Genomic DNA, 13,803 nt, shown 5'->3' with positions numbered 1-13,803 from the left:
CGCACGGCCGGGGTGGACGGGCGGACCGGCCGGGCCATCGAGGCCGGGCGTGGTGTGGAGGAATTTCTTTCCAATATTCGCGTGAAGCTGGAGAGGCAGCGGTTCCGGCCGTTGCCGGTCCGGGAGACAAAGATTCTGAAGGGTGCCTGAAAATGGTGCCGGTCAGGGATTCCCGTGACCCGTGGCCAGGTCGTCCTGGCAGCCCTTCTCCTGGTCCTGGAGCCGATCCTGGAAGTGGCCTTCCTTCCCTCCAGCTACGGATTTCGCCCGGGCCGGCGGGCGTATGACGCGATAGCTGAGACCCACAACTTCGCCACCCAGGGATACGAGTGGATGTTCGAGGGGGACATCGAGGCCTGTTTCGACAACATCTCGCACTCGGTCGTCATGGGCCGGCTGCGGAAAAGGGTCACTGGCAGGCGCGTTCCCACGCTGGTGAAGGCGTTTCTGAAGGCTGGGATCCTCGGTGAGGATCAGGTCAGCACCGGTGGTCTGACAGCACGCAACCGGCCACGGTATGACCGGCGCGTAAACGTGTGGAGGGCCCGGTGCCCAGTAATGGGCACGCCGGGTTCGGGGGACGGCCCGGGGAGACGGGTCGGTGGAAACACCAGCACCGCGCCCCGGGCCGGTCACACCTCGCCAACAAGGCGGTCGGTGACGTCCGCCGGAGGGCCACCCACCGGATCCGCGGCCGCCGCGGCCGCGCTACCGACCCCGAATACACGATCAAAGGACTTCTCGTCCGGGGCCCCGCGGACGCTCACCCCGGTCGGCCGTAACCGGATCCTGACCACCCTGGCAACCCTCGGCGGCGAGGCCGCCTTCGAGATCGACGCCGCCTGGCGCGCGAAGAACCTCCTGCTCGAATACACAGAGCACACAGAGCACATGGCTTCAAGATTCAGAACGGGATCTCGCGCCTGATTGTCAAGGACGCCCGCAAGGTTTGGAAGAAGCGGGCTGGTTCACCCGCCGGAGATATGACTGTGACCAACGGGCGGACGCTTCAGGATCTTCCCGGCCTCTCGGGTAGGTGGAAAACCCGGCCTCTCGGGTAGGTGGAAAAGTTGCGCATAGGGCAGTAGACTACTGAATCATTATGGACACCATACATTCCTTCCGATCCCGGTGGCCCCGGACACCGAGACACCGTGGCCGTCGAGCCATGGTGACGGTGCTTGGCGCCCTCGTCATTCCATCGGCTCTGTTCCTCAGTGGCTGCGGCCAGAGCTACAAGCAGGACAACGGCGGCGCCGTGCCCGTGCCGCGGTCCAGTACCGAGAGTTTGCAAGGCACGGCACCCCGGCCGGCGCCGGCCGGGGTCATCGGCCATGTTACGAATGGCTTGGCACAGACGGCGGTCCCCAGCCCTCCCGGCGGAAAATTCTAAGAACCTGTTTAAATCTCGTCTTGACCTCGGACGCGCGCCGAGCGCCAGGGATCGGACTCCGGCGCTCGGCGTGCCAACCGGTCGACAGCCTGCTTTATCGGGGTGGGATATGGGACCGGGGTAATTCTAAAACAGCTTTTTAGGTCGGTGGCCTAGGGGATTCGCACCCCTGGGCAGGTAGAGGCAGGGTGACAGGGTGATCCCGAAGAGCCAATCCTGCAGCCGTTGACCTGTCCGTGGTCTTCCCGACGGGCTGACGAGCGGGAGTGACCCGGTCGGGTCGCGCGGGTCGAGCACATCCTCGCCCCACCTACACCACATCCGACCGAGTTACGAAACAACCTTTTATGGGATACGGGTGTTTGACGGCAAGGCCAGCGCTAGCGTCGGGCAGCGGAATGTGCGCTTTCGGTGTCGCTGGTGGGGTCCAGCCGCCGTAGTGTCTCGTCTGCGCTGTGCTCCACCCGTTGCATCGTGAGGTGCAGGATCGGCGGGGTCATCACGGTGGTGACGAGCGCCACGAGAACCACCACCGTGTAGGATGCCGTGTTCAACACGCCGAGGCGCAGCCCCACTCCGGCGACGACCAGGCCGATGACCCCGCGGGCGTTGAGCCCGGCGCCGAGCGCGAGGGCCTCCCAGTGGCCGAGCCGGCTGGCCCGGGCGCCGAGGTAGGCGCCGGCGAACTTGCCTGCGACGGCAAGCAGCAGGACCACCAGGCCGGCGGCGAGGACCGACAGGTCGGTGAGCTTGCCGAGATCGACCCGTAGCCCGGCGGTGGCGAAGAAGATCGGCGCCAGCACGGTGAGCACCACCGTCCGCAGCGGCGCGACCCGGTCGGGAGCGAAACCCCGGCTGGAACCGATGACGATGCCGGCGATGAACGCGCCGAAGACCGCCTCGAGTCTCAGCGCCTCCGTGGCCGCCGCCGCGGCCAGGATCAGTACGGTGATGGCCACGATGTGGCCACCGCCGTGGCGCGCCGTGCTGGCGTATCGAAGTGCCCTTCGGACCGTCGGAGGACCGGCTACCAGGGCGGCCAGCACGGCGCCGAGCACGCTAACCACCGGCACGGCGATGTCACTGCCACGCACGCCCGTGGTCGCCATCGCCGACATCATGGAGAGTGCGGACCACCCGGCCACGTCGTCGACTGCGGCCGCGGCCAGGGTGAGCTGGCCGACGTTGCGGTCCAGCAGGTTCATGTCGATGAGGATCTTCGCGGCTACCGGGATCGCGCTGACCCCGAGCGCGACGCCGAGGAACAGCGCGAACACCAGCCGATGGGCGCCGTCCGCGACGAGAGAGCCGGGCAGCAGCAGACCCGCCAAGACGCCGAGGCCCACCGGAACCAGCAGCCCGGCGAGGCCGACCCGGGCGGCGGTCAGACCCCGGCGCCGCATCATCTGGATGTCCATCTCTATGCCGATGAATCCGACCAGCAGAATCACGCCGAGCTGGCCGACGGCGTCGAGGAGATGGAACTGGTCGGCCCGTGCGGGCAACAGCCAGCCGGCGAAGCCAGGCGCGAGCGTGCCGAGCAGGGATGGCCCGAGGATCACGCCGGTGAGGAGTTCACCCACCACTGCCGGCATTCCCAGCCGCATTGCCGCCCGCCCGAGGAGATAAGCCAGCCCGAGCAGGACGGCGATCTGGAGCAGGAAAACGAGAAGCACATGGGACGACAGCGCGGCTACCGGGCCGGATGCGTTGACCATCACTACTCCTGGGAAGGGCAGGCGGACGTCTAAACCGACGGTGACGCCGAGCACGAGCGAGAGTGGGAGGATGAGGTAAACCGCGGGTAGGTCCGATGCGCTGCGTATATAACCGTTGCTCCCCCCGGGCCGGCGAGCGTTTCTCAGTAGATCATCGGGTCAGCCGCCAACCGCCCGCATGATGGTTTTTGCGTACGTGTCGTAGGCGTTGCCCTCGGTCAGGAGCAGACGGGGGATGACGAGCTCACATTCCAGTAGCCGCAGCACACGGTGTTCGTCCCGCAAGCCGTCAACCCGGCCGAAGATCAACGGTCCGTATCGGTTTTCCAGTGCTTCATACACACCGTACGCCCACTCACGCTCGGCTGGTGTCGGCTGGATCACTTCGTTCCGGCCACCGAACCGTTCGTGTGCCCACCAGCCGCCGTCCCGGGCGACTCTTTTGCGGACCGTGTGGCTTAACTTTCCGTCTAGGAAGACGAAGGAGAGTTCCCCCTGGGTCAGGATCGATGAAAGAAAGGGCTGGACACAGACGTGATGAGTGGACACCAGGTCACGGAGCAGGGTCTCGGGTTCCGTGTCGCAGCGTGGTGCCAGGCCCGTCGTCGACGTTGCTTTGTGGCCGTGCCGGACGAAGTGCGTTGCTGAGGTGCTCGGCCCGCTCCGTGAGACCCGGAAGGTGCGCCAGGAGCCGGCCGAGACGGTTGGCTTGATGACGACATGGTCCCATCCGGTCTGGGTCATGAGCGTGTCAATCGTCACGTCCTCGCCCCGGGAAACCCACCGGGTCGGGATCACCGCGATGCCGTCCTGTTCGAGATCTGACAGGTACCGCCGTTTGTCGAGCGTCCCGACGGCCACCCGCATCGAGTTCAGAATGGGAATCTTCCCGTCCAGCTCCAGGTAAAGTCTCCGGATCTTGTCAAGGAAGTCGGGCCGCTCGTGGAAGCCGCGGCACATTCGTAGGTTCACGCCATCGAACGCTGTCCAGTCGACGGCGTGCACGTTGTCGAGGTGAACCGCGACTGCCGTGACACCGTAGTCAGCCAGGGTAGTAACGATCTGTGGGTACTCCGCATGCTGCGAGTCCAAATGTAGGTAGGCGATCGGTCGCCCAGTGGTAACGGCTTTCATTCATCCTTCCTCAGTAAGGCCGCGCGGTTAGCGAATTCGCTGGCCGTCGCGCTGTCGCTGGGGCGGCGTACAAGCAGGCGTAGGCGTCGGACCGCCGTGTCCGCCCCGTCCCACAGATAGGCGGCGGTGAATCCGGCGAGCAGGGCGTACGGCCGCAGCCGGATCACCCACCGCAATCGGGTGTTGGCCGGCACGGGTAACCGGTCCAACCAGGTCGCGGTGCCCTCAGGTCGTAGTTCCGCGGGTTCCACCAGGTCATGAGCTGAAATATCTCGTCCCCGGTCCCCGCCGATCGCCAGCCACCACAGCTTAGGCAGCGGCGCGGTGACGTTCTGGACGCTACGGACCGTTGGTAGCTTGACACCGTGATCCAGCCGCCAGCGTGCGCGGGCAGCGAGGTTGGCCTGTAGCCGGCTCTGTATCCAATGCACGGTTTCCGGCGGCAACCACCGCCACAGCGGGGCCCGGGAGTAGAACAGCGTGGATTGGAGACGCTGCCGGACGCGGCGGTGCTTCGGGGTCTCCCGAGTGGTGTCGCCCTCGGTGTCGACGAGCCATCGGGTGAGCGCTGAACGGGTGCTGCCCACGGACCAGAAGACCATCATGTCGAGCACGTGGGACAACACGAAGAAGCGAGGGTCCGCGATCGCGGCAGTGTACTTTTCACGGACCATCGCGCGCAGCATGTGCCAGTCCTGGCGAGTGGCTCGGTTCACCCGCTCGATATACGCCCGGTCCAGGTGCCCGGAGCGGACGTCGTCCTGGACAATGTTGGCGAGATGCCAACTGGTCACCAGCGCCAGCGCGATTCCCTGGCTGTAGTAGGCGTCGATGATGCTGCCCGCGTCGCCTACCATTGCATAGCGCTGCGGGCTGACGAACGTGTCGGTCCAGTGCTGGACGTTGCGGTAGGTCCGGAACTCAAGGAGCGACTCCGGTGCGATCACCTTGTCGAGGACGGGGTGCCGCCGGATAAGATTCCAGAACTGCTCCTGCGGAGTTCGGCCGGGTGGCGCCGACCGCTGGTCGAAAGTCGCACCGACGCTGATCCGGTCCTTCGAGAGCCGGATGACCCAGATCCAGTAACCGTCCCCCCACAAATGTACGGTGTACAGGTCGCGTTGCGTATTGCGGCCGTTAGGGAAGGTATGCTTCCACTCGTCACCGAACAGACCGTCGGTCACGCCCTCGAACTGGCCCCAGACGGCCGTCGTCTGAAATCCGTCAGTCAGTTCCCGCCGCTCCGCGGCATGTCCGCGGCCACGGGCCAACAACCGGTTGCGCCCAGAACAGTCGACGACCCAGCGCGCCCGGATGATGTTACTGTTTCCGGTTGTGCCGTCAAGCCATTCCACCTGGTGCCAGTCCGCTCCCGGGGAGATCTGTATGTCGCTCACTCGGGCGGTGTCGACGAAAGTTATTCCAGCACGCCGTCGGACGGCCGCGCACATCGCATCCTCCGCTTCGGGGCGGACGATCTGCATGTCGAGGAACATGCAGCGGAACCACTTCTTGTCGGGCGCAAGATCGTAGAGATAGTGCGGCGGATGCGGGTCGGCATTGATGGCCCACTCGGTGGCGTCACGGAAGTCTGATCTGTTCTCCGTGCCGTGGGAGAACCATACACCGAGTTTCGCGAATGATTTCTCGGTGATGAATTCGTCCAGCTCGCCCACAGTGCGGAGAAAAGCACTTGTGAAGACTAGGAACGACTCTCCGACCTTGTAGCTGTGTTTCTTGTCGCGAAGGTTGTCGATCAGCGTTACTCGCAGGCCTCGTTTGGCAAGCTGAAGGGCGTTCGCCAGGCCTACGATGCCGGCACCGACTACCACGACATCAGTTTCGGAGGTCGTCCGCCGAATAGTCGGCACGCCCCCCATTGAATGGGCTTTCTCGTTGGTCATCAAATCAGGGATTTGTCGAAGTTGCAGGGGGGCGCGGGTCGGCCTCGTCTGCCGGCTGGATTTTCGCACTTGGTCTCGCATGCTTGGTCTCGCATGAAATTTACTTCGTCATAAGTGCACAGGGCTGGTGTCGACGATATCAAGGGGCTTGTGTTGGCCAGCTCGCTCACCAGCAGCTCAGTGGGCTCGACGAGGTGGACATCTCCCTCCACTCAGAGCGTCCCACACGAACTGGCGGGCTGCCCGCGCCGACGTCGGATGCGGGGGCAGCGCCATGATCAGGCTGGGGTACCGCGCCAGTCGCCGCGGCTCCGGCGCCTGGCATCCCAAGGCTGCCGGCAGTGCTGTCTGCGTTCTCGGCATGGGCACAGCCTGAGCGACGGACCGGCGTGCGGGGACGGGAGAACTACCTGTTTCACTACCTGTCCGCCCACCTGTCCGCCCCAGTTGTGTCCCCCCGCAGGTAGCGGGACGGTGTTGTATGTGTCCGGACCTGGAAGGTCGAACCTGCCGGCGGAACTGACCAGCTTCGTCGGTCGCAGACGGGAACTGGCAGAGGCATTGCGGTTGCTGTCCGGCGCCCGGTTGCTCACGCTGACCGGGCCCGGGGGGGTCGGGAAGACCCGCCTCGCCCTTCGGCTCGCGGTGGACCGGCAGCGCGCGTTCCCCGACGGTGTCTGGATCGCCGAGTTGGCCGACCTCGACGACCCGTCACTGGTCGCCGACGCGGTCGCCGAGGCGATGGGCCTGCAGCGCCTCTCCGGGCGATGGACCGCGGCGACGCTCGCCGCGCACCTTGCTCCGCGCAGGATCCTGCTCGTGCTCGACAACTGCGAGCACCTCGTGGACGCGTGTGCCCGGCTCGTCGACACCCTGCTGCGCGCGGGCCCGGGCCTGCGGGTCATCGCAACCAGCCGCCACCTGCTCGGGGTGGCCGGGGAACGGGTGCTGGGGGTGCCCCCGCTGAGGGTGCCCCCGGTGCCGGCCCCGGGCGCGGACCAGTCCGCCTTGGCTGGCGGGCTCGTCCAGTACGAGGCGGTGAGCCTGCTGGCGGAACGCGCGGCAGCGGTGCTCGGGGAATTCAGCCTCGACGAGGGCAACTGGCGGACCGTCGCGTTGCTGTGCCATCGCCTGGATGGCATCCCGCTGGCGATCGAACTGGCGGCTGCTTGGCTCCGGACACTGTCCCTGGAGCAGATCCTTGATCGGCTCGACAACCGCTACAGCCTGTTGACGCGAGGCAACAGGGCCGGGCCCCGCCGCCAGCAGACCCTGCGCGCGCTGATCGACTGGAGCTTCGGCCTGTGCAATCCCGACGAGCAGCAGATGTGGGCGTGCCTGTCGGTGTTCGCCGACGGGTTCACGTTGGAGGCGGCTGAGCAGGTGGGGGGTGCCAGGTGCCCGCCGGCAGTCGTGCTGGACGTGCTGAGCGGGCTGGTTGACAAGTCGATTCTGGTCCGTGACGACGACGAGGGGACGGTCCGGTTCCGGATGCTGGACACCATTCGCCAGTACGGCCAGGACCGCCTGCGCGAGTCCGGTCGGGAGCAGGACGTGCGCCGTCGGCATCTCGCCTACTACCGCCGGATGGCGGCCCTCGCCGACGCTCAGTGGTGCAGCCCGGCCCAACTGGACTGGATCAGGCGGATCCGGAGCGAGCAAGCGAACCTACGGGTTGCGCTGGACTTCTGCCTCACTACACCGGGCCTGGCGGAGACCGCTCTGTCCATCATGGTGGCCCTGTGGCAATACTGGGCCGCCATCGGGCTGCTCAGCGAGGCGCGTTTCTGGTTTGATCGGGGGCTGAGCAAGGCCACGGAGCCGGACGGGATCCGGGCCATCGGTCTGCAATCGGCCGCCCACGCCGCGTCCCTCCAGGGCGACATCACCGCGGCGGCGTCACTGCTGGCCGAGGCTCGCGATCTGGCCGCTAGGCTGCACGACCAGCGGGTGCTCGCACACATCGCCTGCGTCGAGGGCAGGCTCGCCGCCATCAGCGGGGACAGGCCGGCGGCGGTGGAGCGCAGTCAGGACGCCCGCCGCCGGTTCGCTGACCTCGACGAGCCGTTCGGCCTCGCCCAATCACTGCTCTATCTCGGGCTGGCCCACGGAATCCGCGAGGAACAGGACGCGGCGGCGACCGTCTTCGCGGAATGCGTGGCGTTGACCGAGCGCTTCGGTGAATACTGCTTCCGCTCGTTCGCTCTGTGCGGCCTCGGCCTGGCGGCCTGGCAGCTAGGCGAGTTGGAGCAGGCGATGGAGCACCATGCCGCGGCCATCTCCCTCAAATACGCGTTCCACGACCATGCCGGCATCGCTGTCGCGCTGGAGCAGCAGGCGTGGGTCATGGCCTCGGCCGGCCGGCACCACGAGTCCGCGGTCCTGCTCGGCGCGGCCGGGCGGATCTGGCGTGAGACCGGGGCGTCGATCGCCGCCTTCGGGCTCGCCCCGTTCCACCAGCGATGCGAGGCGTCCCTGCGACGCGTCCTAGGTCAACGGAAGCTCGAACGCGCCCTGGCGCAGGGCGCGGAACTCGACCTGGACGAGGCCGTCGCCGCGGCTACCCAGGGCACCGGGACTCCTGTCGCCCACCCCGTCGTTCCCGCCGGCGAGCCGGAGGTGCCTCTGACCCCCCGGGAGCGTCAGGTGGCGGACCTCGTCGCCCGCGGCCTGAGCAACAAGGAGATCGCGAGCTACCTGGTGATCGCCCAGCGCACGGCGGAAGGTCACGTCGAGCGCATTCTCGGCAAGCTCGGTTTCACCTCACGGGCCCAGATCATCGCGTGGGTAAAGGACAGCAGCAGGAGCCCCCAGGAACGTACGTGTGAGCCGCAGCGACATGTTGGCGAGCGCGAGCGGATCGCCCCTACCCCGCCCCCGCATCCTCATGGAGATTCTGTAGGTGGAGATTCTGTAGGCGTACAACCTCACGGGTAGTTACGGGCAGCGACTTCGCTGGCGACTGTGGATCATCGACCTCGAGCGGGCGGAGGTCGTCGTGCTGGCCTGCCAGTACCGTCCCCGGGTACAGAGGGCACCCAACCCGGTCGTGTCCATCTCATGTGGAACGTGACAACCCAGTCGAGGTCCAGGTGGAGGTTTTCCGCCTGCTGGGCTGACCGTGAGGAACCAGGGCGACGTCAAAGTAGGTGCGGCGTGGCGTCTTGAGTTTGTGGTCGGCTACTGCTAGGGGTCGGGCCGCGAAGGGCCCTGGAACGCGGCAGACGCGGCACCTACAGGAAGATCTGAGTTCTCACGCAAAGGTCTTCCAGAAGCAGGTGCCGCGTCCGTGTCTGTAGTGTCCCCCATGGTGTGGCTTGAGTGTCAGCAGGAGCAGGTCGAGGTCTCGACAGCCGCGCAGGTCGCGGGGCTGGTCGCGGTGTTGCGGCGGGTACCGGACTGGCGCGACCCGCGGGGTGTTCGCTACGAGCTCGCGCCGGTCCTGGCGTTGTGGGTCGCGGGCAATATTGCAGGTCACGACACCACCGTGGCGGTGTGGGAGTGGGCCTGCGCCCTCCCGGTCGGGGTGCTGGCCGGCCTCGGGTTCCCTCGTCGGGTGCCGTCGGAGCGCACGATCCGGCGGATCGTGGAGGAAGGCCCGCCCGGGTGGTTGGACCAGGCGCTGTCGGGCTGGACCGCCGCGGCCGCGCCCGGGCCCGCGGACCCGGGCGGCCTGGTAGCGGTGGCCTTCGACGGGACGGTGATGAAGGGCGCCCGTTCCCGCACGCCACAGGGGTCGGTGCGCCAGGAGGCGGTCGTCGAGGCCGTCCGCCACGACACCGGGGCCGCGCTCGGGCATCAACGGGTCGTGGCCGGCGACGAGATCGCCTCGGTACGGATGCTGGTCAACCGGGTGTGTGACCACAACACGCTGGTCACGACCGACTGCCTGCACGCACACGAACCCTTGGCCCGGGCGATCCGGGCGAAGGGCGGCCACTGGCTTTTCTCGATCAAGGGCAACCAGCCCACCGTGCGGGCGAAGCTGGCCAAACTGCCGTGGGACGAGTTCGGAAACCAGCACGTGACCCGGGAGAAGGCCCACGGCCGGATCGAGGAACGCGCGCTGAAGGCGTTGCCCCCCTCCGCGCCGTCCCTGGTCGGGTTCCGAGGTACCCGGCAGGTGGTCAAGCTGGCCCGGACCACCCGCCGTAAGAAGACCACGACCAGCCCGGCTGCGACCTCGACCGAGGAGTTCTACCTGGTCACGAGCCTGTCCACCGACCAGGCCAGCCCCGCGCAGCTGGCCCGGTGGGCTCGTGGCCACTGGACGGTCGAGGCCATTCACCGTGTCCGCGACCGGACCATGGACGAGGACCGCCACACCATCCGCACCAAGAACGCCGCCCTGAACTGGGCCACCGCCCGCGATACCACGATCAGCGCACTACGCCTGGCAGGCTACAAGAACATCAGACAGGCCCGCCGAGCCACCATCAGAGACCCTGGGCTCCTCCTCCAGATCATCGCCCTGACCAGCCAAAACAGACTTTGACGGAGCCCCTGGTGAGGAACGCTGATCTCCTCGGCAGCGAGAATGGCGGCGGCGAGACGCTCGGTCGTGACGGTGGCCGGTCATGAGGTCACCTCGGTCGGATCATGCGGCCGAACAGTGCGATCGCCGACGTCTGCAACTCGGCGACGCTGGGCGTGAGTCGCTGCCGCGCGGCGTCCCAGGCGGCGTCCCCAGCGGCGTCCCGAACGGCGTCCCAAGCGGCCTCCCGGGCGGCGGCCTCCTGGGCGGAGGCCCAGGCGGCGTCCCAGGCGGCGTCCCAGGCGGCCTCCCGGGCGGAGGCCCAGGCGGCCTCCTGAACGGCCCGAGCGGCGTTGCAGGCGGCGACCCAGGCGGCATCCCAGGCGGCATTCTGAACAGCGGGCCAGGCCTCCTGGGCGGCGGCCCCAGCGGCGGCCCAGGCGGCGGCCCAGGCGGCATCCCGAACAGCGGGCCAGGCGGCCTCCCGGGCGGCGACCCAGGCGGCATCCCAGGCGGCATCCCGAACAGCGGGCCAGGCGGCCGCCCGGGCGGCCGCCCGGGCTTGCGCAGCGTGCGACGCTGCATCGCGGACGATGTCACCGATCGCCGCCACATCCTCCAGGCTGGCGATCGGCCTGTGGTTGGCGAGCAGATCTGCATACGCGGTCGGCCTCGGGACCAGGCGTAGCCAGGTCGGCGTGCACACCCGGACGAGCCAATCCAGTGCCAGACACCCGCGCGCCTCGTCCAGTCCGTCGGCGGCCGTACCCATGAGTTGCGGGATGTACGGCTTGAGCTTCTGCCGCTTGTTGTTGGGCAGGACATCGTTCAGGATGCGGCCGAAAGCCCCGAGCACGGGCGAGACGCACTCGGGGTGGTCGGACCAGGGCTCGTCGGCGAGGTATGACACCGCCTCCAGGAGGCAGCTGCCCTGCTTCAAGTTGTCATGGCCGCCCTTGGCCAGGACGAGCGTGGCGAGGTCAAGCGCGCGCATCAGACTGTCACCATTCCGGGGTTCGGGCGGGGCGGGGGCGAGGGTTCGTCGCGCCATTGGTAAAGGTGCTTGGGACGCCCGCGGGACCCGCGGTCCAAGATGAGGTCGACGTAGCCGTCCTGATCGAGATCATGGAGGTACCGCTGGACCGTGGACCGGTGTCGGCCGATCTTGTCGGCGATTTCCTCCGCCGCGATCGGCTCGGACGCCGAGCGCAGCTCGACGACGATGTCCTCCATGATCTGGCGCGTCCTCCATGATCTGGCGCGAGCGGTTCCTGCGGAGGCGTAGGTGGACCACTGCGGGAACCTCCTCCCATAGATGCGGGCGGCCCTTTGCCGCCCATTCATCGGTCAGCTCTCCCGTGATGATCGGGTAGTGAGCGATTAAGTCGACTACAACCATACGGCCGCGCCGCGGGTAATGCGTGCAACTAGGCGCGCTCGTGCTCTTTTGTGCGGAAGCATTTTTTCGGCGGTGTTTTCGCGAGGTGAAATCGCAAAATCGAGATCCCATGCCCGGAGAGCGCAGAACACACAAAAAGAGAAATTCTCACGGAAAGTGTCGGCTTCCCGGATCATTCCTGCAGCTCACCGCTGTGCGATCTGCGTTCCAATCTCGATGCACAGAACACGCAAAAAGCGAACTATCCAGAAAACGTCTTGACTCCAGAATATTCGTGCAGTCTAGGGCTATGACTTCTCCAACAGGCACAACAGTGCTGTCATCGTCGCCGGCGCGCGGACTCCGATCGGCAAGTTGTCCGGAGCGCTGAAGACTTTCTCCGCCGTGGACCTCGCCGGTTTCGCGATCGAGGCTGCGTTGGCGAAAGCCGGCATCGGCGGTGAGCGGGCCGACTATGTGATCATGGGTCACGTCATCCAGGCGGGCCAGGGGCAGAACACTGCACGGCAGGCCGCCGTCCGGGGCGGTGTTCCGGTGAACGTCCCGGCGCGCACGGTGAACGCGGTGTGCCTGTCCGGCCTCGACGCGATCGTGCTGGCGGCCAGCCTCATCGCAAGCGGCGAGTACGACGTCGTCGTCGCGGGTGGCATGGAGTCGATGACGGGGGCACCGCACCTGTTGCCCTCCCTGCGCGCCGGCGTCCGCTACGGCAACGCCGTAGTTCTCGACGCCACCGTTAGCGACGCTCTCTTCTGCGCCTTCGACCGGACGGGCATGGGACCCTCCACTGAGCGACAGACGGAGGGTCAGGGCATCAGCCGAGCCGAGCAGGATGAGTTCGCCGCGCGGTCGCACCGGTGCGCCGCCGCTGCCATGAGGAACGGTCTGTTCGATGACGAGATCGTCCCGGTCGAGGTGCCCAAGTGCCGTGGCAAGCCTGTGCTGGTGACGCAGGACGAGGGCGTGCGGGGTGACACCACGGCGGAGGCGCTGGCCAGGCTGCGCCCCGCGTTCGCCCCGAACGGCACGATCACCGCCGGCTCGGCTTCCCAGATCTCCGACGGTGCCGCGACCGTCGTCGTCATGAGCCGGGTGAAGGCGAACGAGCTCAGTCTCCCCGTGCTCGCTGAGATCGGTCACCATGGCTTTGTCGCGGGCCCGGACGCCTCGCTGCTGTCCCAACCCGCGAACGCGATCGCGGCCGCGTTGCGCAAGGAGGGGCTGACCCCCGCGGACGTGAACCTCTACGAGATCAACGAGGCGTTCGCGGCGGTGGCCAAGGAGAAGCTCTCATACTGCGCGTTCCAGCGTGAGCTCGGCGTTGGTCTTCCCCTGCGCCGGGCTGGCCGGCCGGCCGATCCCTTGCCGGCCGCGGCGGCTCAGCCAGGCCGCACGCTCCCAGCACATCGCGCTGGCCCGTTCCACCCCGCTGCTCGACACAGGCCTACCGCACCCGAACCGGACGACGAGATCCTGCGAATAAGAGGACAGGTTCCCGCCCCTTCATCGCATCAGCGGCGGTCCGGCTGGCCCGCTCGTCAGGTGAGAGTGTCAAGATCGCGCCTATCTGTACTCGCAAGCCGTGATCAGATCGCCAGGGCCGTATGATCCCCTGACTCGTCCCGTGCCCCGGCCGCCCTGGAGGATGCCACGGACGGTACCGGCTCTGACCCTGCCGGTGCCGGCTCGCGGACGACCGAGCAGCGCCGGTTTAGAACTCGTACTTCTGCTTGAGCTCGGCGAGTGTGTCGACGAAGCCATCCAGGGGCGCTGTTGCGTTC

General features: G+C 67.1%; 9 protein-coding genes. 4 read left to right on the top strand and 5 right to left on the bottom strand.

Going from position 1 to position 13,803, the window contains the following annotated elements; translation table 11 throughout:
- Positions 1-174: 174 nt before the first annotated feature.
- Complete coding sequence (locus AC08OP_RS10610) at positions 175-927, top strand: hypothetical protein (protein ID WP_476614035.1); 753 nt, start codon at positions 175-177, stop codon at positions 925-927.
- Positions 928-1,773: 846 nt separating this feature from the next.
- Here the strand turns inward: AC08OP_RS10610 and AC08OP_RS10605 are convergent.
- The 3 genes from AC08OP_RS10605 to AC08OP_RS10595 form a co-directional block, all read right to left on the bottom strand.
- Positions 1,774-3,111, bottom strand: a complete 1,338-nt coding sequence (locus AC08OP_RS10605; RefSeq protein WP_476614034.1) for a cation:proton antiporter — start codon at positions 3,109-3,111, stop codon at positions 1,774-1,776.
- 159 nt (positions 3,112-3,270) lie between these two features.
- Positions 3,271-4,245, bottom strand: a complete 975-nt coding sequence (locus tag AC08OP_RS10600) for an ATP-grasp domain-containing protein (protein WP_476614033.1) — start codon at positions 4,243-4,245, stop codon at positions 3,271-3,273.
- Positions 4,242-6,149 carry an NAD(P)/FAD-dependent oxidoreductase gene (locus AC08OP_RS10595; RefSeq protein WP_476614032.1) on the bottom strand — a complete coding sequence of 636 codons (1,908 nt, stop codon included), beginning with the start codon at positions 6,147-6,149 and terminating at the stop codon, positions 4,242-4,244. Before AC08OP_RS10595 ends, AC08OP_RS10600 begins: the two co-directional genes overlap by 4 nt.
- Positions 6,150-6,623: 474 nt before the next feature.
- Here AC08OP_RS10595 and AC08OP_RS10590 point away from each other — a divergent pair, with 474 nt between their 5' ends.
- A complete protein-coding gene (locus AC08OP_RS10590) occupies positions 6,624-9,086 on the top strand; it encodes an ATP-binding protein (RefSeq protein WP_476614031.1) in 2,463 nt (820 codons plus the stop codon).
- Positions 9,087-9,438: 352 nt separating this feature from the next.
- Positions 9,439-10,644, top strand: coding sequence for an ISAs1 family transposase (locus tag AC08OP_RS10585; RefSeq protein ID WP_476614030.1), 1,206 nt, complete (start codon positions 9,439-9,441; stop codon positions 10,642-10,644).
- An 88-nt stretch (positions 10,645-10,732) separates the two neighbouring features.
- On the opposite strand, the gene AC08OP_RS10580 is transcribed toward AC08OP_RS10585, so the two are convergent.
- Positions 10,733-11,617 carry a hypothetical protein gene (locus AC08OP_RS10580; RefSeq protein WP_476614029.1) on the bottom strand — a complete coding sequence of 295 codons (885 nt, stop codon included), beginning with the start codon at positions 11,615-11,617 and terminating at the stop codon, positions 10,733-10,735.
- Positions 11,617-11,856 (bottom strand): HTH domain-containing protein, encoded by a 240-nt coding sequence (locus tag AC08OP_RS10575; protein WP_476614028.1) that lies wholly within the window; start codon positions 11,854-11,856, stop codon positions 11,617-11,619. Before AC08OP_RS10575 ends, AC08OP_RS10580 begins: the two co-directional genes overlap by 1 nt.
- 487 nt (positions 11,857-12,343) lie before the next feature.
- On the opposite strand from AC08OP_RS10575, the gene AC08OP_RS10570 reads away from it, so the two are divergent.
- Positions 12,344-13,630 carry an acetyl-CoA C-acyltransferase gene (locus AC08OP_RS10570; RefSeq protein ID WP_476614036.1) on the top strand — a complete coding sequence of 429 codons (1,287 nt, stop codon included), beginning with the start codon at positions 12,344-12,346 and terminating at the stop codon, positions 13,628-13,630.
- Positions 13,631-13,803 lie beyond the last annotated feature (173 nt).

The organism is Frankia sp. CeRuru1 (genome assembly GCF_977966315.1).
Note: the sequence above shows the minus strand (reverse complement) of the source record. Positions and strands in the feature narration are given on the sequence as shown.